Genomic DNA, 21,072 nt, shown 5'->3' on the forward strand with positions numbered 1-21,072 from the left:
CGGAGCAAGTTCCGACCCCTCCCGGTAGGAGAACTAGGGATTAATCCGAGGCTAGGGATCCGGCCACCCCACCGGGTACCCCCGCCGACCCCTAGCGCCCCTTATCCACCCGCCAGGCGTCGAGCAGGCCCTCCGGGACGGGGGCGTGCGCGCCGAGCGGGTAGCGCGGGACCGAGACGCGGCGGGCGATGCGCCAGCCGTCGGCGGTCAGTCGCAGATCGTCGTAGTAGTCACCGTTGTGCACCGAGCCGTCCGGCAGGATCGCCAGGTAGCGGCTGCGGGCGCGGGCCGTGCCGGAATCCTCCGGAGAGCCCGGCAGGAGGACGGTGTCGAGGGTCTGGTGGTCGGGCGAGTCCCGGCCCAGGGCCGTCACGAACTCCGCGATGGCCTCCAGCCCGTCGAACTCCCGGCCGGGCCCGCTCCGCAGGTCGATGACGGCGTCCTTGGTGAAGACCAGGCCGAGGTTGTCCAGGTTCCCGTTGTCGAAGACGTGGGAGAACAGGGCGAACAGCTGCTGGACCTCCGACCGGTCGGGGCCCGTGCTCATCCCAGGGCCCCCAGCTGCTGGATGATGCCGAGCCGGTCGGGCAGCACCCGGTAGCGCACGACCTTGCCGTCGCGGAAGGTGATCGTGCTGACGCTGTGCCCGGCGAACCTCCTGCCGGTCGCCGGGACCCCGAACAGGTCGCCCTTGTGGACGCCCTCGATCCGCCAGAAGACCACCACGCGGTCCCCCTCGGCCACGGTGTCGACGGCGGTCGCGGTGACCCCGCCGACCGACTCGGCGATCCACGCCAGGTGGGCGCGGAAGTCCTCCCGGCCGCCGGTGCCCCCGGACGCCTCGTCGACCGCGTCCTCGGCCACGAACTCCTCCAGCAGCTCCGGATGGGGGCCGGTGACCAGCTCGGCGTAGAAGCGCCGGGCCAGCTCGCTGTTGCGCTGTTCGGTCGTGATGGTGCTGCTCATCGCTGACTCCTCTGTGAGACGAACGGACGGGGTGAACGGGCTAGTGCGGGCCGTCGCCGGGAAAGGCGGGCGGCAGGAGGATGCCGAGGTTCGCGGTGAGGCCTCCGTCCACGGGCAGGGTCGTCCCGGTGACGTAGGACGCCGCCGGGGAGGCCAGGAACCAGATCACCTCGGCCTGCTCCCGGGGCTCGGCCCAGCGCTGCTGGGGGATCCGGCGGGTGACCGCCGCGCCCAGCTCCGGGTGGGCCAGCACGCCGGCGGTGAGCGCGGTGGCGGTGCCGCCGGGCGCGATCGCGTTGATCCGGATGTTCTCGATCGCGTAGTCCACGGCCAGGGCCCGGACCAGGTTGACCACCCCGGCCTTGGCCGCGTTGTAGGCCCAGGTGTCCGGGTCGCCCCCCAGCCCCGAGACCGAGGCGGTGGCGACGATCGCGCCGCCCCCCGCGGCCCGGAGGGCTGGCGCGGCGGCCCGGACGCCCAGGGCGACCCCGCGCAGGTTCACCGCGAGGATCCGGTCGAACCGCTCGATCGCCCCGGGGGACTCCAGCGGCCCGGCTCCGCCGAACCCGGCGTTCAGCACGACCGCGTCGAGCCGTCCGAACCGCTCGGCGGCCAGCCGGACGAACGCCTCGTTGGTCTCGGCCGTGGCCACGTCGCCGACGAGCGTCACGACCCCGTCGAGTTTCTCGAGCTCGGCCAGGCCGCCCGGGTCGAGGTCGACGGCCACGACCCTGAAGCCCCGTTCGGCGAAGAGCTCCGCGGTCGCCCTGCCGATGCCGGAGGCCGCTCCTGTCACGGCCACTACCTGTGTCATGTGTTTCCCTTCTCCAGTACGTCGATCCACTGGCGCACCGCCTCGACCGTGGTCTCGGTGTGCTCCTCCAGCACGGTGAAGTGGTCTCCGGGCACGTCGACGGTCTCGTGCGGCAGCGGCCAGGAGGCCCGCCAGTCGTGTTCGGAGTCCACGATGGTGTGGCGCAGCGGCTTGGCGGCGCGGACGAGCAGCGTCGGCATGTCGACCGGGTCGGGTTTCCACTGCGCCAGGACCCTGCCGTACCCGCCCATGGTGGTGAGGCTGGCGTCGCTCCAGACCATGTCGTAGCGCTCGATCCGGTCGAGCATGCCGGTGAGCATGGCCTTCAGCCACCAGTCACGCAGGCCGGGCAGCAGGGGGCTTTCGATGAGATAGGTGTCGATGAGGGCGAGGCCGGAGGGACCGTGGCCGCGCCGTTCCAGTTCGGCCGCGACCGAGTGGGCTATGCAGCCGCCCATGGACCGGCCGACGACGACGTAGGGTCGGTCGCCGACGAGGCCGAGGACGGTGTCGGCGTGCATCCCGATGTAGGCGGCCTCGTCGTCGGGCAGCAGGTCGCTCTCGGTGTAGCCGGGCGAGGGCAGGACGTGGACGTCCCGTTCGCCGTTCAGCGCGTGCCCGAACCTGGCGTACTCGTGCGGTCCGGAGATCGCGCTCACCGCGGGGAACAGGATGACGGCGAGCTTCCCGGAGCCCTCGCCCAGCTTGATCGGGGCCTTGACGTGGTCGGGGGCCTCCCGCGCGGTGAAGGAGCCGCGCAGATGGGAGGCGACGGCGATCAGTTCGGCCGCGGCGGCGAACTCGTCCTGGGCGCACAGCCTCCGGTAGAGGGTGGACAGGGGGCCGTCCCCCCGTCCGGCCGGGGTGCCCTGTTCGGATTCGGCCTCACCGGCCTCACCGGCCTCGCCGGCTTCGGCGAGGCGTTCCAGCACGTGGCCGGTAAGCGCTTCGGCGTCGGGGTGGTCGAAGGTGACGGTGGCGGACAGGCGCAGGCCGGTCGTGGTGGTGAGCCGGTTGCGCAGCTCCACCGAGGCCAGGGAGTCCAGGCCGAGTTCCTGGAAGGGGCGGCCGGGCGGGACGCCGTCGCCGGGCAGGCCCAGGACGGCGGCGACCTCACCGCGCAGGAACTCCAGCACCGCCTCCCGCCGTCCCTCTTCGGGCACCGACGCAAGCCGCCGGGCGAGGGACCCGGCGTCGGCCGCCGCGCCGCCCGCCGTCCTGCGGACCGGAGGGACCAGGGCGCGCAGCGTCGAGGGCAGCGCGTCCCCCTGTGCCCGCAGCGCCACCGGGTCCAGGGGGACGGGCGCCAGCAGCGCGGTGTCCAGGCCGCCCGCACCGACGGCCGCGTCGAACAGGGCCAGCCCGTCCGGGGTGGGCAGCGGGCGGAGGCCGCTGCGAGCGGCCCGGCTGCGGTCGACGTCGCTCAGGTGGGCGGTGACGCCGCTCGGCTCGGCCCACATGCCCCAGGCGAGGGACAGGCCCGGCAGCCCCCGGGACCTGCGGTGCGCGGCGAGCGCGTCGAGGAAACCGTTGGCCGCCGCGTACGCGGACTGCCCCGGCCCGCCCAGCACCCCGGCGATCGAGGAGTACAGGACGAAGCCCTCCAAGGCGCGGCCCTCGGTGAGCTCGTGGAGGTTCCACGCGCCCCGAGCCTTGGGGGCCAGGACGGCTTCGAGCCGTTCCGGGGTGAGGGATTCCAGGAGCCCGTCATCGACGACGCCCGCGGTGTGCACGACCGCGGTGAGTGGGTTCGTGCCGGGGACGGCGGCCAGGACTTCGGCGAGCCTGTCCCGGTCTGCCGCGTCGCCCGCGAGGATCTCCACCCGTGCTCCGGCTCCGGTGAGCTCGGCCTCGAGTTCGGCGGCGCCGGGGGCGTCGGAGCCGCGCCGGCTGAGCAGCACGAGGCTGCGCGCGCCGTGGGCGTGCACCAGGTGGCGGGCGAGCGCCGCACCGAGCACGCCGGTGCCTCCCGTGATCAGTACTGTCCCGTCCGGATCCCAGCCGGGGCCGGTGCCGGGTTCCAGGTCGGTGCGGACGAGCCTGGGGATCAGGACCTTCCCGTCCCGGATCGCCAGTTGCGGTTCGCCGTAGCCGAACGGGAAGGGCGGCGGAGCCGCGCCTTCTTCGAGGTCGACCAGGACGATCCGGCCCGGGTGTTCGGCCTGCGCGGAGCGGACCAGGCCCCAGACGGGTGCGGCCGACAGCTTCGGGCGGTCGCCGTCAGCGGCGGCGACCGCGTTGCGGGTGACGACGAGGATCGGCTGGTCTCCGGGGAGCAGCCGCTGGAGTTCGGCCAGGACATGCGCGGGTTCGGCCGCCTCGACGACCTGCGAGGCGCGGGTGTCCTCGGCCGGTGCCGGGGCCTCTCTCCACCGGACGGCCAGCAGGTCGCTCGCGCGGCCCGCCCGCAGTTGGGCGGAGGAGACCAGCCGGGCGCGCAGCGAGGCGACGGACACGACCGGCGCTCCGGACGCGTCCGTGGCCTCCAGAGCCAGCTCGTCGTCGCCGAGCAGGGTGGCGCGCACCCGCAGTGAGGACGCCCCGGACGCGTGCAGCCGCACTCCTTCGTAGGCGAACGGCAGCCGGTTGCGTCCTTCCGGGGTTCCGGCGAGCGCGTCGTGGGCGGCGACGTGCAGGGCGGCGTCCAGCAGGGCCGGGTGGAGGCCGAAGCCCGCGCCGTCGCCTTCGGGCAGCGTCACCTCGGCGAACAGTTCGTCGCCGCGCCGCCAGGCGGCCTGCACTCCCTGGAAGGACGGGCCGTAGTGGAGCCCGGCCTCCTCCAGTTCGGGGTACAGGTGGGCGAGGTCGAGGGGCTGCGCGCCGGACGGCGGCCACTCCCCCAGCTGCGAGGGGTTCGCTTCCCCGTCGATGAGCGTTCCCGAGGCGTGACGCGTCCACGGGCCGTCGGACTCCTCCGGGCGGGAGTACACCGCGACGGGGCGCGCGCCCCGCCCGTCCGGCTCGCCCGCGGTGACCTGGAGGTGGACGCCGCCGCGAGCGGGTACGAGCAGCGGAGTCTCGATGACCAGCTCTTCCAGGACGCCGAGCCCGATCTCGTCCCCGGCGCGGACGGCCAGTTCGACCAGGGCGGTGCCGGGCACGAGGACGGTGTCGCGCACCACGTGGTCGGCCAGCCACGGATGGGTGCGCAGGGAGATCCGCCCGGTGAGCACCACGCCCGGAGTGTCGGCGAGCTGGACGGCCGCGCCGAGCAGCGGGTGACCGGGCTCGCGCAGCCCCAGCCCGCCCGCGTCGCCCGTGGCGGTGGCCTCTATCCAGTAGCGGCGGTGCTGGAACGGGTAGGTCGGCAGGTCGACCGCCGAGGCACCGGGGAAGAAACCGGACCAGTCGACTTCCGCGCCCTGGACGTGGGCGGTGCCGAGGGCCAGCAGCGCGGTGGCGCCCTCGTCCCGTCCGGTCTGCAGGGCCGGCGCGAACAGCGCGCCGCCCGCCGCCTCCTTCGCCAGGGCGGACAGCACCCCGTCCGGGCCGAGCTCCAGGTAGGCCGTGACGTCCCGCGTGTCGAGGTACCGCACGACGTCGTGGAAGCGGACGGCCTCGCGGACGTGCCGGACCCAGTAGTCGGGGTCGGTCAGTCCTTCCGCGAGTCCTCCGGTCAGGTTCGACACGACCGGGATCTTCGGGTCCGCGTACGCCAGCCCGTGCGCGACCTCGCGGAAGTCCTCCAGCATCCCGTCCATGTGCGGCGAGTGGAAGGCGTGCGAGACCCGCAGCCGCTTGACCCGGCGGCCCTGCCCGGAGAACTCCGCCGCGAGCCTCTCGGCCGCGTCCTCGTCCCCGGACACCACCACGGAGGCCGCCCCGTTGACCGCCGCGATCGACAGTCTGGCTCCGAGGCGGGGCAGCACCTCCTCTTCGGAGGCCCCGATCGCGATCATCGCTCCCCCGCCGGGCAGCGCCTGCATCAGCCGCGCCCGCGCCGCCACCAGCGCGGCGGCGTCCGGAAGCGACCAGACCCCCGCAGCGTGCGCGGCGGCCACCTCACCGATCGAATGCCCCGCGACGAAGTCCGGAGTGAGCCCCCACGAGCCGAACAAGCGGAACAGTGCGGTTTCCAGTGCGAACAACCCGGTCTGTGCGTAAAGCGTCTGGTCCAGCAGTTCGCCGCCGTCGAAGACCACGTCGCGCACCGACCGCTCCGCGTGCCCCGAGAGGTGCCGGTCGAGTTCGAAGACCGTCTCGTCGAACGCCTCCGCGAACACCGGGAACCGCTCGTACAGCCCTCGGCCCATTCCGGCCCGCTGGCTGCCCTGCCCGGTGAACAGGAACGCCAGCGCGCCCTTCCGCTCCGCCGACCCACGCACGACCCGCGTCGAGGACACTCCGTCGGCCAGCGCCCTCAGCGCCTCCCGGAACTCCTCCGGCCCTTCCGCGACCACCACGGCCCGCTCCGGATGCCGGGCCCTGGTGACGGCCAGCGAGAACCCCACGTCCGCGAGATCCCCTTCGGGCTCGAGCCTCCGCGCCTGCTCCTCCAGCGCCCGCGCGCTCCGCGCCGACAGCACCCAGGGAACCGGCGCTTCGGCGGACGGGTTTTCCCCGGCGGGACTCAGACCCGCCTCAGGGGCTGCCGGTCCGCTGACGACGTCCGCAGGGGACACCCCGGAGTCCGCCGAGGATCCAACGGAACGCTCGGACGGGCGGGGGCTCGGGATGCGCGGCGCCGGAGTCGAGGAGGTGTCGGGTTGTTCGATGATGGCGTGGGCGTTGGTGCCGCTGACGCCGAAGGCGGAGATCGCGAAGCGGCGGGGGCGGTCGGCGGGGGCGGGCCAGGGGCGGTGCTCGGTGAGGAGTTCGACGCGGCCCGAGGACCAGTCGACCAGGGGGGTGGGCGTGTCGGCGTGGAGGGTTCTGGGGAGTTCGCCGTGGTGGAGGGCCTGGAGCATCTTGATGATGCCGGAGACTCCGGCGGCGGCCTGGGTGTGGCCGATGTTCGACTTCAGGGAGCCGAGCCACAGGGGGGTCTCGCGGTTGCGGCCGTAGACGGCGAGGAGGGCCTGGGCCTCGATGGGGTCGCCCAGGGAGGTGCCGGTGCCGTGGGCCTCGACGGCGTCGACGTCGGCGGGACTCAGGCCCGCGTTGGCCAGGGCGTCGCGGATGACGCGCTGCTGGGCGGGGCCGCTGGGGGCGCTCAGGCCGTTGGACGCGCCGTCCTGGTTGATCGCCGTGCCACGGACGATGCCGAGGATGCGGTGGCCGTTGCGCTGGGCGTCCGAGAGGCGCTCCACGAGCAGGACTCCGACGCCCTCGGCCCAGCCGGTGCCGTCCGCGCCCGCGCCGAACGCCTTGCAGCGGCCGTCGGGAGACAGACCGCGCTGACGGGAGAACTCCACGAAGCCGAACGGGCTGGCCATGATCGAGACTCCGCCGACGAGGGCGAGGTCGCTCTCCTGCGAGCGCAGGGACTGGGCGGCCAGGTGCAGGGCGACCAGGGAGGAGGAGCAGGCCGTGTCGACGGTGACCGCCGGGCCCTCGAAACCGAAGGTGTAGGCGATGCGGCCGGAGGCGACGCTGCGCAGCGTGCCTATGCCGACGTAGCCTTCGAGCTCCTCTGGAACGTTGTCGGGGGCATAGTCTTCGCCCGCCAGGCCGGCGAAGACCGCGGTGCGGCTGCCGCGCAGCTTCGCCGGGTCCAGCCCTGCGCGTTCGAGGGCCTCCCAGGACACCTCCAGCAGGAGGCGCTGCTGCGGGTCGATCGCCTGGGCCTCGCGCGGGGAGATCCCGAAGAACTCGGCGTCGAATCCGGCGACGTCGTCGAGGAAGCCGCCGTGCCGGGTGTAGGAGGTGCCGGGGCGGTCCGGGTCGGGGTCGTAGAGGCCCTCGGCGTCCCAGCCCCGGTCGCCGGGGAAACCGGTGACCGCGTCGCCGCCCCGGGCGACCAGATCCCACAGGTCCTCGGGGGAGGCCACGCCGCCGGGCAGGCGGCAGGCCGCCCCGATGATGGCGATGGGCTCGTTCAGCTGCCGTTTGAGGCGCTGGACGTCACCAAGTGCACGTTTGAGGTATTCGCGAAGCTTGTCGTCGTTGGCCATCTGCCCGTTCCCTTACAGGTTGTCCATGAGCTCGAAGAGCTCCTCGTCGGTGGCCGAGTCCAGGTCCAGGCCGTCGCCCGCGGCGGGTGCCGCGCCGAGCAGGCGGCGCAGCCGGGCCAGCGCCTCGGCGTGCTGCGGGTCGCCCGCGTCGAGCGAGCCGAACGCCGCCTCCAGGTAGTCGACGGAGGCCGTCAGCGACGGGAAGCGGTCGGCTGCGCCGCCGTCCAGCTCCGCCTGGAGGTAGGCGACGACCGCGCGCGGCGTCGGATGGTCGAACACCAGCGTGGCCGGGAGTTTCAGGCCGGTTCCCTCGCCCAGCCGGTTGCGCAGCTCGACCGCGGTCAGCGAGTCCAGGCCGACCTCCCGGTAGGCCCGGTCGAGGTCGACCGAGGCGGGTCCGGCGTGGCCCAGGACCGCCGCGGACTCCACCCGCACCAGCCGGACCAGCGCCTCCTCCAGCTCCGCGCCGGTGAGGGAGGCCAGCCGCGCGGCGCCGAACGCCGCCTCCTCCCGCTGGGGTTCGGCGGGCAGTTCGGCCCGTCCTCCGCCGCTCGCCGGAGCCTGGTCGAGCCAGTACCGGTGCCGTTGGAAGGCGTAGGTCGGCAGCGGGACTTCCCGTCCGCCGCGCAGCGCGGGCTCCCAGTCGACGGGGACACCCCGCACGTGCAGCTCGGCGGCCGAACGCAGGAAGCGGTCCAGGCCGCCTTCGTCGCGGCGGAGCGTGCCGGTGACGGCGAAGCCCCCTCCGGCGGCGGCCGCGTCGTCGAGGGTCTCCTGTATGCCGGAGACGGCGACGGGATGCGGGCTGATCTCGACGAACACGTCGTGGCCCGTCTCGGCGAGCGCCTGGACCGCCTCGGAGAACCGGACGGTCGAGCGCAGGTTGCGGTACCAGTAGGCGGCGTCCATCTCCCGGGTGTCGAGCCACTCCGCGGTGACCGTCGACAGCAGCGGGATCTCGCCCTGTCGGGGGACGATTCCTCCCAGTGCGGCCAGGACGTCCTGCTCGATCCCGGCGACGTGCGGGGAGTGCGAGGCATAGTCCACCTGGATGAGGCGGGCCCGCACCTCATCCGCGACGGCCTCGGCGACCAGCGCCTCCACCGCGTTCGGGTCGCCGGACACCACGACCGAGGACGGCCCGTTGACGGCGGCGATCGAGACCAGTTCGTCCCGCTCTCCGATCCGCCGCGCCGCCTCTTCGGCGGTCACCGCCAGCGAGGCCATCGCGCCCCGCCCGGCCAGCGCCCGCAGCGCCCGGCTGCGCAGCGCCACGACGGCGGCGGCGTCCTCCAGCGACAGCGCGCCCGCCACGCAGGCCGCCGCGATCTCGCCCTGGCTGTGCCCGACGACCGCCGCCGGCTCCAGCCCGTGGGAACGCCAGAGCTCGGCCAGCGACACCATGACGGCCCACAGCACCGGCTGGACGACGTCGACTCGGTCCAGGTCGCGCCCCTCCCGCAGCACATCGGTCAGCGACCAGTCGACGTGCGGCGCCAGCGCCCGCTCGCACTCGGCGATCCGGCGCGCGAACACCGGAGCGTCATCGAGCAGTTCGACGCCCATGCCGAACCACTGCGACCCCTGCCCCGGGAAGACGAACACGGTCCTGCCCGTGGTGTCGGCCTTGCCTCGCACCACCTGGGGGGCCGATTCGCCCCGGGAGAGCGCCTCCAGCCCGGCGAGGAGCGTCTCCCTGTCCGATCCGAGCACGACGGCCCGCTCGTCGAAGGCCGTCCGTGTCCGTACGAGTGAATAAGCCGTGTCGACGAGCCGGTCCCGCCGCTCGTACCCGGCCAGCCTGGCCGCCTGCGCCCCGAGCGCCGCCGGGGTCCGTCCTGACAGCACCCACGGAACCTTCGCACCGGGTCCGTCCGCCGGGCATGGCCCGTCAACGGATGTTCCCTCTCGCGCGGGCGAAGACCCCTGCGGCTCGGGGAGGGCCTCCGCCCCGAGCGCGAATTCAGCCGGGGGCGTCCCGTCAACGACGGTTCCCGCACGCACGGATGAAGACTCCGAGGGCTCAGCGGGAGCCGCCGCTCGGAGCGCGAATTCGGCCGGGGGCTGTTCGAGGATGACGTGGGCGTTGGTGCCGCTGACGCCGAAGGCCGACACGCCGGCCCGGCGGGGGCGGCCCGTCTCGGGCCACTCGCGGGGCTCGGTGAGCAGTTCGACCGCGCCGGACGACCAGTCGACGTGCGGGGTGGGCTCGTCCACGTGGAGGGTCGCGGGCAGGACGCCGTGGCCGATCGCCTGGACCATCTTGATGATCCCGGCGGCTCCGGCGGCGGCCTGGGTGTGGCCGACGTTGGACTTGAGGGAGCCGAGCCACAGCGGTTCCCGGCGCTCCCGCCCGTAGACGGACAGGAGGGCCTGGGCCTCGATCGGGTCGCCGAGCGTGGTGCCGGTGCCGTGGCCTTCGACGGCGTCGACCTCGTCCGGGGCCAGGCCCGCGTTCGCCAGGGCCTGCCTGATGACGCGCTGCTGGGCGGGGCCGTTGGGCGCGGTCAGTCCGTTGGACGCGCCGTCCTGGTTGACGGCGGTGCCCCGGACGACGGCCAGGACGGGATGCCCGTTGCGGCGCGCGTCGGAGAGCCGTTCCACCAGGAGGAGGGCGACGCCCTCGGCCCAGCCCGTCCCGTCGGCGGCGCCCGCGTACGCCTTGCAGCGCCCGTCGGCGGACAGGCCGCGCTGGCGGGAGAACTCCACGAACACCGACGGGGACGCCATCACCGCGACCCCTCCGGCCAGCGCCAGGTCCGACTCCCCGGTGCGCAGCGACTGCGCCGCCAGGTGCAGGGCGACCAGAGAAGAGGAGCAGGCCGTGTCGACGGTGACCGCCGGGCCCTCGAAACCGAAGGTGTAGGCGATGCGTCCGGAGGCGACGCTGCCCGCCGAACCGTTGGCCAGGTAGCCCTCCAGGGCGGCCGGAGCCTCGCCGATCCGGGGCACGTAGTCGTGGTACATGACGCCCGCGAACACCCCGGTCCGGGAGCCGCGCAGCTTCGCGGGTTCGATTCCGGCGCGTTCGAACGCCTCCCAGGCGGTCTCCAGCAGCAGCCGCTGCTGCGGGTCGGTGGCCAGTGCCTCGCGCGGGGAGATCCCGAAGAACTCGGCGTCGAACTCGGCGGCCTCGTGGAGGAACCCGCCGTGCCGGGTGTAGGTCTTCCCTACGGCCTCTGGGTCGGGGTCGTACAACCCTTCCAGGTCCCAGCCGCGGTCCTGCGGGAACTCCGAGACGGCATCACGGCCCTCGGAGACGAGCCGCCATAGATCCTCCGGTGTGGCGACCCCGCCGGGCAGGCGGCACGCCATTCCGACGATCGCGATCGGCTCGTCGGACGTGACGGCCGCCCGCGTGGACGCCTCCGGATGCTTCCCGCGGCCTTCGTCGAGGAAGGCGGCGAGCGCCTCGGGGGTCGGGTGGTCGAATGTCAGCGTCGCGGGCAGCTTCCGCCCGAGCGCGGCCGACAGCCGGTTGCGCAGCTCGACCGAGGTGAGTGAGTCCAGCCCCAGCTCGTTGAAGGCCCGCCCGGCCGGGACGGATCCCCCCGGCGTCCCGAGCACGGCCGCGGCCTCGGCCCGCACCAGGTCCAGCAGCGCCTCTCCCGAGAGCGCCCCGGCGGTGCTCGGCCGCGCGGCCTGAGCCGTCCGGAGCCTGGGCCTGACGAGCCCCCGCAACAGGGGCCCGCCCTCTTCGGCGTCCAGGTTCAGCGCCGCCGGGACGAGGACGGCCGACCCGTCCCCGACCGCCGCGTCGAACAGCCGCAGACCTTGTTCGGGTTCGAGCGCACGCACGCCGCGCCGCGCCGACCTGGCCAGGTCCGTCCCGGTGAGGTGCGCGGTGATCCCGCTCTCCCCCGCCCACAGCCCCCAGGCCAGCGACTGTCCCGGCAGTCCCCGCGCCCTCCTGAGCCCGGCGAGCCCGTCCAGGAAGCCGTTGGCGGCGGCGTACGCGCCCTGCCCTCCGCTGCCGAGCACCCCGGCGACCGAGGAGAACAGCACGAACCGCTCGAGCGGCAGTTCCCGGGTGAGTTCGTGCAGCACCCAGGCCGCTTCGGCCTTGGCGCGCAGCACCCGTGCGACCCGCTCCCCGGTGAGCCCGGACAGCGCCCCGTCGTCGACGACCCCCGCCAGGTGCACCACGGCCTTCAACGGCCGCTCCGCCGGAACCGCCGCGAGCAGTCCGGCGACCTGTTCCCGGTCCGCGACGTCCACCGCCGCGACCTCGACCTCGGCGCCGAGCTCCCGCAGCTCCTCCGCGAGCTCCCTCGCCCCGGGCGCGTCGGGCCCCCGCCTTCCGGCCAGCACCAGCCGCCGCACCCCGTGCTCCCGCACCAGGTGCCGCGCCACCAGCCGTCCCAGCCCGCCGGTCCCCCCGGTGACCAGCACGGTCCCTTCCGGATCCCAGCCGCCTTCCGCAGCGCCCACCCTCGCGAGAGTGCTGTCCAGCACGTCCGAATCCGACTGGCGATTACCCACAGGAGTCTCGCAAGAGGAGTTGCTCGGGGCGGTGTGCGTGGCCGGAAGGCCGGTGGCAGAGGCGTTCAGGAGGGGATCGGTGACGACGCGGGTGATGCGGGGGGCCAGAAGACCGGTGGGGGTCTCGATGAGCTGGGGTTCGCCGGCGGCGAAGGCGGTCAGGAGGGGGTCGGTGACGGTGGGAGCGGCGGCGAGGAGGAAGCGGCCGGGGTGTTCGGTCTGGGCGGTGCGGACCAGGCCCCAGACGGCGGCGGCCGCCGGGTCGGTGCGCGGGTCGCCGGTGAGGACCGCCAGAGGCGGGGCGTCCTCGGGGTGGTTCTGGAGGGCGGTCAGCACGCTGGAGGTCAGGATCCGCGTCTCGGTGAGGGGGTCGCCCTCGCCTGTGCGGGCGTGGTGGATCAGGACGGGGGTCGGCGGAGCCTGCGTGAGGTCGACCGGCTGCCAGGACAGGGCGTAGAGGGGGTCGTCTGCGGCGGCTCCCAGGCTCCGGGCCTCGACCGGGCGGGAGCGCAGGGACGCGACGGTCAGGACGGGGGCGCCGGTGCCGTCGGCAGCCATGACCTCCAGGTCTCCGTCCGCCGAAGGGATGAGGCGGACGCGAAGGTCCGTCGCGCCGGTGGCGTGGAGGCGGACGCCGTGCCAGGCGTAAGGCAGCAGGTTGTGGCCCTCCGGGACGTCGGCCGCGGCGGCCGCCGGGTGGAGGGCGGCGTCGAGCAGAGCGGGGTGCAGGCCGAAACCGGTGGCGTCGGAGCGTTCGGCCTCGGTGAGGGAGACCTCGGCGTACAGGACGTCGCCGTCGCGCCACAGGGCGGTGACGCCTTGGAAGGCCGGGCCGTAGTCCAGGCCGGTGGCCGCCAGCGCGGGATAGAAGTCCGCCGCGTCCAGGGCGGTCGCGCCAGGGGGCGGCCATGCCTCCAACGAGGAGGTGTCCGGAGCGGCGGGCCGGGACTCGGTGAGCCTGCCGTGGGCGTGGCGGGTCCAGGCGTGGCCGGTGCGCGCGTGGACCGAGACCGGCCGCCCGCCCGAGGCGTCGGTCTCGCCCACGACGACCCGCAGGTCGGCCCGGGCGGACGGGGAGGACAGCACCAGCGGCGCCTCGATGACCAGTTCGTCCACTTCGGGGGTGCCGGTGCGCTCGCCCGCGCGGAGCGCGAGGTCCACGAAGGCGGTTCCCGGGACCAGGACGGTGCCGCGCACCGCGTGGTCGGCCAGCCACGGGTGGGTGGTGCGGGAGATCCGCCCGGTGAGGACCGCGCCGCCCTCACCGGGCAGGTCCGTGATGACGGGCAGCAGCCGGTGCCCGGTCTCCTCCAGGCCGAACGCGCCCGCGTCGGCGGAGGGTTCGGCCTCCAGCCAGAACCTGCGGTGCTGGAAGGGGTAGACGGGCAGGTCCACGGTCCGAGCGCCGGGGAACAGCGGGGTCCAGTCGGCCTCCCCTCCGTTGGCGTAAACCTGGCCGAGCGCGAGCAGGGCGGACTCGTCCTCGGCCCGGTCCCTGCGCAGCGCGGGGACCGCCGACGGGCCGTCGAGGGCCTCCTCCGCCAGCGCCGACAGCGTGCCGTCGGGCCCGAGTTCGACGAACGTCGCGGTCCCGGCCTCCGCCAGGCGCAGGACGGCGTCGTGGAAGCGCACCGTGCCGCGCACCTGCCGGACCCAGTAGTCCGGGTCGGTGAGCTCCGTCGCCTCCCGGCCGGTCACCGTGGAGATCACCGGGATGTCCGGGCGGTTGTAGGAGAGGCTCCGCGCGATCACGCCGAACTCCTCAAGCATCGGCTCCAGCAGCGGCGAGTGGAAGGCGTGCGAGACCCGCAGCCGTTTGACCCGCCGTCCGCTCTCCTCGATCCCGGCGGCGATCTCCAGCACGGACGCCTCGGTCCCCGAGACGACGACGGACGCGGGCCCGTTGACCGCCGCGAGCCCGATCTCGTGCTCCCGCCCCTCCAGCAGCGGCAGCACCTCCGCCTCCGGCGCCTGGACGGCGGCCATCGCCCCGCCGGGCGGCAGCGCCTGCATCAGCCGCCCCCTGGCGGCCACGAGCCTCGCCGCGTCCTCCAGGCTCCACACTCCCGCGACGTACGCGGCGGACAGTTCCCCGATCGAATGCCCGGCGAGGTGGTCCGGCCGCACGCCCCACGATTCGAACAGGCGGAACAGCGCCGTCTCCAGCGCGAACAGCCCCGTCTGGGCGTAGACGGTCTGGTCGAGTTCGGGGCCGCCCTCGAACACGACATCCTTCACCGGCCGCTCCACGGCCCCGGCCAGGTACCGGTCAAGGGCGTCCGCCGCGGCGTCGAAGGCCTCCGCGAACACGGGGAACTGCTCGTACAGTTCGCGGCCCATCCCGGCCCGCTGGCTGCCCTGCCCGGTGAACAGGAAGGCCGTCCCCCCGGCCCCCGCCCGTCCGCGCACCAGCCCCGGCGCGTCCTCTCCCCGCTCCAGCGCCTCGAGCGCCTCCCGCCGCCCGTCCTCGCCGGCGGCGACCACCACCGCCCGTTCCGGCAGCGCCGCCCGCGTCGCGAGCAGCGACCATCCGATGTCCGCGGCGTCGCCGGACACCTCCGCCAGCTGACCGGCCCGCGCCGCGAGCGCCTCCCCCGTCCTCGCCGACACCACCCATGGCGACAGGCGCGCGTCGGAACCGTCCGGCCGCGCTGAGACCGCCTGCGGCGACAGCCGGTCGGCCTCCGAAGAGGCGGCCCGCCCGGAAGGACGCGCGTCGAGGCCGCCCCACCGTGCCGGGGCGGTCTCGGGCGAGGTACCGGATGTCCCGGTCTCGGGGCCGGAGGCCGAGGAGACGATCTGCTCCGGGGCCTCTTCCAGGATGACGTGGGCGTTGGTGCCGCTGACGCCGAAGGCGGAGACCGCCGCGCGGCGGGGGGCGGATCGGGCGGGCCAGGGGCGGTGCTCGGTGAGGAGTTTCACCGGGCCGGCCGACCAGTCCACGTGCGGGGACGGCTCGTCCGCGTGCAGGGTTCTGGGAAGTTCGCGGTGAGCGAGGGCCTGCACGGTCTTGACGACTCCGGCGAGGCCCGCGACGGCCTGGGTGTGGCCGATGTTGGATTTGACCGAGCCGAGCCACAGAGGGTGGAGGCGGTCGCGGCCGTAGGTGGCGAGCAGGGCTTCGGCCTCGATGGGGTCGCCCAGGGCGGTGCCGGTGCCGTGGGCCTCGACGAGGTCGACGTCGGCGGGGTTCAGGCGGGCGTCGGCGAGGGCGGCCTGGATGACGGCGCGCTGGGCGGGACCATTGGGGGCGGTCAGACCGTTGGACGCGCCGTCCTGGTTGATCGCCGTGCCACGGACGACGCCGAGGATGCGGTGGCCGTTGCGCTGGGCGTCCGAGAGGCGCTCCACGAGCAGGACTCCGACGCCCTCGGCCCAGCCGGTGCCATCCGCGCCCGCGCCGAACGCCTTGCAGCGGCCGTCGGGAGACAGGCCGCGCTGACGGGAGAACTCCACGAAGTTCACCGGGGACGTCATGAGGGTGGCCGCGCCGACTAGGGCCAGGTCGGACTCGCCCGAGCGCAGCGAGCGGGCCGCCAGATGCAGGGCCACCAGCGAGGAGGAGCAGGCGGTGTCGACGGTCACCGCCGGGCCTTCGAAGCCGAACTGGTAGGAGATGCGCCCGGACAGCACGCTGGCCGCGTTCCCGAGGCTCAGGTGTCCTTCGACGGAGGCGGGTACGCCGGGCAGGCGCGCGGCGTAGTCCTGGCCGTTGACGCCGGCGAACACCCCGGTCCGGCTGCCGTGCAGGGAGTGCGGGTCGATCCCGGCCCGCTCGAACGCCTCCCAGGCGACCTCCAGCAGCAGCCGCTGCTGCGGGTCGGTCGCCAGGGCCTCGCGCGGGGAGATCCCGAAGAACTCCGCGTCGAACCCCGCGATGTCCTCCAGGAAGCCGCCCTTGCGGGTGTAGGTCGTGCCCTGGTGCTCGGGGTCGGGGTCGTAGAGCGACTCCAGGTCCCATCCCCGGTCGGACGGGAAGTCCCCGATGGCGTCGCCTCCGGAGGCCACCAGGTCCCACAGGTCCTCGGGCGAGGTGACGCCGCCGGGGAGGCGGAGGGACGCTCCGACGATCGCGAGGGGTTCGTGCCGGTCGTCCTCGATGCCCTTGAGGCGTTCCCGGGTCTCGTACAGCTCGGCGCTGACGCGCTTGAGAAGGTGCCTGATCTGGTCGCTCATGTCACTCGATCCCCAGGGTCGATCCGATGAACTCGACGAGCTCGTCGTCGGTGGCCTCGGCGAGCCGGCCGGCGGTCTCTCCGCCGCCGCCGAGGCGGGTCGCCAGGTCGCGGAGCCGGGACGCGGCGGCGGTCCTGGCCGCCTCGTCGATGCGTTCCAGCAGCGGTTCCAACGCGTCGATGCCGGCCAGCAGGGCGACGGCGGGGTCCTCCTCCTCGGGGGTGAGCAGGCCGAGGAGGTGGTCGGCGAGGGCCGCCGGGGTGGGATGGTCGAAGGCGAGGGAGGCCGGGAGGCGCAGCCCGGTCGCGGCGCCGAGCCTTCCGCGCAGCCGGACCGCGCCCAGGGAGTCCAGGCCCTGGTCCCGCAGCGGCGCGGCGGGATCGACCTCCGCCGCGCCCGAGCGGCCCTGCACCTCGGCGATCGCCTGCCGGACCGCGTCCAGCAGGATGCGCCGCCGGTCGGTCTCCGGCCTGCCTTCGAGGCGCGCGGCCAGCTCGCCGGCGACCGGTCCGGTCGCGGGTGCGCGGGTGCGCAGTTCGGCGGCGATCGGACGGTCCGGGACGAGCAGGTCCCAGTCGACGTCCGCGACGACCAGGTGCGCGCCGGAGGAGACCCCCAGCAGTTCGACGGCCTCTTCCGGTGGCAGCGGGCGGACTCCCTGCCCGGCGAGTTCCCCGGCGGCCTGTTCTGTGGCCAGGCCAGCGCCCGCCCAGTGGCCCCAGCCGAACGAGACGGCGGGCAGCCCGCGTGCTCTGCGGTGCTGGGCGAGGGCGTCGAGGTAGGCGTTGCCGGGCGCGTAGTTGGCCTGGCCCGCGACCCCGGCGACGGCCGCCAGCGAGGAGAACAGAACGAACGCCTCCAGTTCCCGGTCCAGAGTCAGTTCGTGCAGGTGCCGGGCCGCGGTGGCCTTGGCGGCCAGAGCCCGGGCGACGCGCTCGGGTGTGAGCGCGCCGATCAGCGCGTCGTCGAGCGCGGCGGCGGTGTGCACGACGGCGTCGACGGGATGCTCGGCCAGCAGCGCCTTCAGCTGTTCCCGGTCGGCGACGTCGAGGGCGGCGAAGACGGTCTCCGCGCCGAGTTCGCGCAGTTCCCCGGCCAGTTCGGCGGCTCCGGGGGCGTCGGCGCCCCGGCGGCTCGCCAGGATCAGCCGTTCGGCTCCGTTGCGGGCCAGCCAGCGCGCGGCGTGCCCGCCGAGCGCCCCGGTCCCTCCGGTCACCAGGACGGTGCCTCGAGGGGCCGTGCCCTTCCCTCCGGCGGAGGGCCGGGACCGCACGAGCCGCCGGGCGAAGGAACCAGAGGCGCGCACCGCGAGCTCCTCCTCTCCGCCGGGTCCGGTGAGCAGGGCCGCCACCGCGGCCCAGTCGGGTTCCTCCGGGACGTCGATCAGGCCGCCCCAGCGTTCGGGGCTCTCGGCCGAGGCGATCGCGCCGAACCCCCACAGCAGGGCCTGCTCGGGGTGCGGCACGTCCTCGGCCGGATCCACCGCGACCGCGCCGCGGGTCAGCGACCACAGCGGGGCGTCGATCCCGGCGTCCTCCAACGCCTGGAAGAGGGTGACGCTCGCGGCATGGTCGGCGTCTTCGCCCAGCGCCAGGAAGGAGAGGACACCGGTGTAGGCGGCGGGCGGAAGCGCGGCGGCGAGCTCCTCGCGTCCGAGGCCGGGAGGGGCGTCGATCCTGACGACGGAGGCTCCCGTGGCCTGGAGCGCCTGGAAGGCAGCAGCACTCCAGGGGCCGCCACGGGTGACCAGCAACCAGGATCCAGGTTCGGCGGCGGGCGTCGGAGTCACCGGACGCCAGGCCGCCCGGTAGCTCGGCGGCCCTTGTTCCGCCGACGCGGACTCGGACGCCGACGCAGATGCCGGGAGGGTGGAGTCCAGCCAGAAGTGCCGCCGCTGGAAGCGGTAGGTCGGCAGCTCGACGGTGCGGGCCCCTGGCAGCAGCGCCGCCCAGTCCAGGCGCGCGCCGTGCAGGTGGAGTCGGGCGAGTCCGGCGGTGACGGTGTCGGTCTCGGGCAGTTCCCGCCGCAGCACCGGCTCGGCGACGATCCCATCCTCCAGCGCGGCGGCGGCGAGCGCGCTCAGCACCCCGTCCGGGCCGAGTTCCAGGAAGGTCGTCACCCCGGAGGCGGCCAGTTCACGTAGTCCGTCGTGGAATCGGACGGCCTCCCGGACGTGCCTGACCCAGTAGCCGGGGTCGGTGAGGCCGGTCGCGAGCCGTCCGGTGAGGTTGGAGACCACCGGGATGGCGGGTTCGGCGGCTCTCAGCCCGGCCGCGACCTCCCCGAACCGGTCGAGCATCCCGTCCATGTGGGCGGAGTGGAAGGCGTGCGAGACGCGCAGCTCCTTGGTCCGGCGACCTGCGGAGGCCAGCGTTTCGGCGGTCCGCTTGGCAGCCTCGGCGTCCCCGGAGATGACCACGGAGGCCGGCCCGTTGACGGCGGCGATCTCGACGCCGGGCGGCAGCACCGCCCTGACCTCGTCCTCGTCCGCCTCGACGGCGATCATCGCTCCGCCGCCTGGAAGCTCCTGCATGAGCCGGGCCCGCGCGGCGACGAGCTTCGCCGCGTCCTCCAAGCTCCACACCCCGGCGACGTACGCGGCCGACAGCTCTCCGATCGAATGCCCGGCGACGTAGTCCGGCCGCACGCCCCACGATTCGAACAGGCGGAACAGCGCCGTCTCCAGCGCGAACAGCCCCGTCTGGGCGTAGACGGTCTGGTCGAGTTCGGGGCCGCCCTCGAACACGACGTCCTTCACAGGCCGCTCCACGGCCCCGGCCAGGTGCCGGTCGAGGGCGTCCGCCGCGGCGTCGAAGGCCTCCGCGAACACCGGGAACCTCTCGTACAGCTCCCGTCCCATCCCGGCCCGCTGGCTGCCCTGCCCGGTGAACAGGAACGCCAGCCCGTTCCCGGCCCGGCCGCGCAGCACCAGCGGGGACTCCTCGCCGCGCGCCAGCGCCCGCAGGCCCTCGGCCAGTTCCTCGGCGCACCGTCCGGTCACGACGGCACGCTCGTCGAGCGAGGCCCGGCCCGTGGCCAGGGTGAACGCCACGTCGGCATGGTGGGCGCCGGCGACCGCGCCGGCCAGTGCCGCCGCCTGCTCGGTGAGCGCCTCGGGCGTGCGGGCGGAGACCGGCCAGAAGGGCAGCCCCGGCTGCCGCTCCCCGGACGCCTCCTCTTCGGCGGGCGCCTGCTCCAGGATGACGTGGGCGTTGGTGCCGCTCACCCCGAAGGAGGAGACGGCCGCGCGCCGGGGCCGTCCGGTCTCCGGCCAGTTACGCGGCCGGGTGAGCAGCTCGACCTTCCCGGCCGACCAGTCGACGTGCGGGGACGGCTCGTCCGCGAACAGGGTCTTGGGCAGCCTGCCGTGCCGCAGCGCCTCGACCAGCTTGATGATGCCGCCGACCCCGGCCGCCGCCTGGGTGTGCCCGATGTTGGACTTGAGGGAGCCCAGCCGCAGCGGCTCCTCCCTGTCCTGCCCGTAGACCGCCAGGAGCGCCTGCGCCTCGATCGGGTCGCCGAGCGCGGTGCCGGTGCCGTGCGCCTCGACCGCGTCGACGTCGGACGGGGCGAGCCCGGCCGAGGACAGCGCCTGCCGGATCACCTCCTGCTGGGAGGGCCCGCTGGGCGCGGTGAGCCGGCTGCTGCGCCCGTCCTGGTTGACCGCGCTGCCCCGGATCAGCGCCAGCACCCGGTGGCCGAGCCGCCGGGCGTCCGACAGCCGCTCCAGCAGCAGCAGCCCGGCGCCCTCGCCCCAGACGGTGCCGTCGGCCCCGGCGGAGAACGCCTTGCACCGGCCGTCGGGGGCCAGGCCCCGCTGCCGGGAGAACTCGATGAACATGCCCGGCGACGACAGGACGGTCGCGCCTCCGGCGAACGCGGTCGAGCACTCCCCCGAGCGCAGCGCCCGCACCGCCAGGTGCACCGCGACCAGCGACGACGAGCAGGCCGTGTCGACGGTCACCGCCGGGCCCGTCAGGCCCAGGGTGAAGGCGATCCGGCCGGACGCCACGCTGGTGGTGCTGCCGGTCAGCACGTAGCCGTCGGTGTCGTGGGCCGGCGGGTGGTGCAGGCTCGGCCCGTACTCCTGGGCGATGACGCCGGTGAAAACCCCGGTGCGGGTGCCGCGCAGCGAGTGCGGGTCGATCCCGGCGTGCTCGGCGGCCTCCCACGCGGTCTCCAGCAGCAGCCGCTGCTGGGGGTCGGCGGCCAGGGCCTCCTTCGGGGAGATCCCGAAGAAGTCGGCGTCGAACCGTCCGGCGTCGTAGAGGAAGCCGCCCTTGCGCACGTAGGTGGTGCCGCTGTGGTCGGGGTCGGGGTGGTAGAGGCCGTCCAGGTCCCAGCCGCGGTCGGTGGGGAACCCGCCGATGACGTCGCGCTCGGAGAGCACCAGCCGCCACAGGTCCTCGGACGACCGGACGCCGCCGGGGTAGCGGCAGCCGACGCCGACGATCGCGACGGGCTCGGCCGCCGCCTCCTCCGCGGCCTCCAGCCTGCGCCGGGTCTGCTGGAGCTGCGCGGTCACCCTCCGCAGGTAGTCGCGTAGTTTGGCTTCCTCCGCCATCGGGCTCGTCTCTCCCT

The 21,072-nt window shown here is 74.5% G+C and carries 6 protein-coding genes; all 6 read right to left on the minus strand.

All coding sequences use genetic code 11. The features are described from left to right. Nucleotides 1-91: 91 nt before the first annotated feature. The 6 genes from ABD327_RS10895 to ABD327_RS10920 are packed head-to-tail and all read right to left on the minus strand — an operon-like array spanning nucleotide 92 to nucleotide 21,055. Nucleotides 92-547, minus strand: a complete 456-nt coding sequence (locus tag ABD327_RS10895) for a nuclear transport factor 2 family protein (protein ID WP_344450175.1) — start codon at nucleotides 545-547, stop codon at nucleotides 92-94. After that, complete coding sequence (locus ABD327_RS10900) at nucleotides 544-966, minus strand: ester cyclase (RefSeq protein ID WP_344450176.1); 423 nt, start codon at nucleotides 964-966, stop codon at nucleotides 544-546. Before ABD327_RS10900 ends, ABD327_RS10895 begins: the two co-directional genes overlap by 4 nt. Before the next feature lie 40 nt (nucleotides 967-1,006). Further along, entirely contained in the window at nucleotides 1,007-1,780 is a 774-nt protein-coding gene (locus ABD327_RS10905; protein ID WP_344450177.1) for an SDR family NAD(P)-dependent oxidoreductase, read from the minus strand. Further along, on the minus strand, nucleotides 1,777-7,833 hold the full coding sequence (locus tag ABD327_RS10910; protein ID WP_344450178.1) for an SDR family NAD(P)-dependent oxidoreductase: 6,057 nt from the start codon (nucleotides 7,831-7,833) through the stop codon (nucleotides 1,777-1,779). Before ABD327_RS10910 ends, ABD327_RS10905 begins: the two co-directional genes overlap by 4 nt. Before the next feature lie 12 nt (nucleotides 7,834-7,845). Next, entirely contained in the window at nucleotides 7,846-16,491 is an 8,646-nt protein-coding gene (locus ABD327_RS10915; protein ID WP_344450179.1) for a type I polyketide synthase, read from the minus strand. A 1-nt stretch (nucleotide 16,492) separates the two neighbouring features. Then, the gene (locus tag ABD327_RS10920; RefSeq protein WP_344450180.1) at nucleotides 16,493-21,055 is read right to left on the minus strand and encodes an SDR family NAD(P)-dependent oxidoreductase; all 4,563 of its coding nucleotides are present in this window, start codon (nucleotides 21,053-21,055) and stop codon (nucleotides 16,493-16,495) included. Between the last annotated feature and the right edge of the window lie 17 nt (nucleotides 21,056-21,072).

It is taken from the genome of Actinocorallia aurantiaca (assembly GCF_039533685.1).
GTDB lineage: Bacteria > Actinomycetota > Actinomycetes > Streptosporangiales > Streptosporangiaceae > Actinocorallia > Actinocorallia aurantiaca.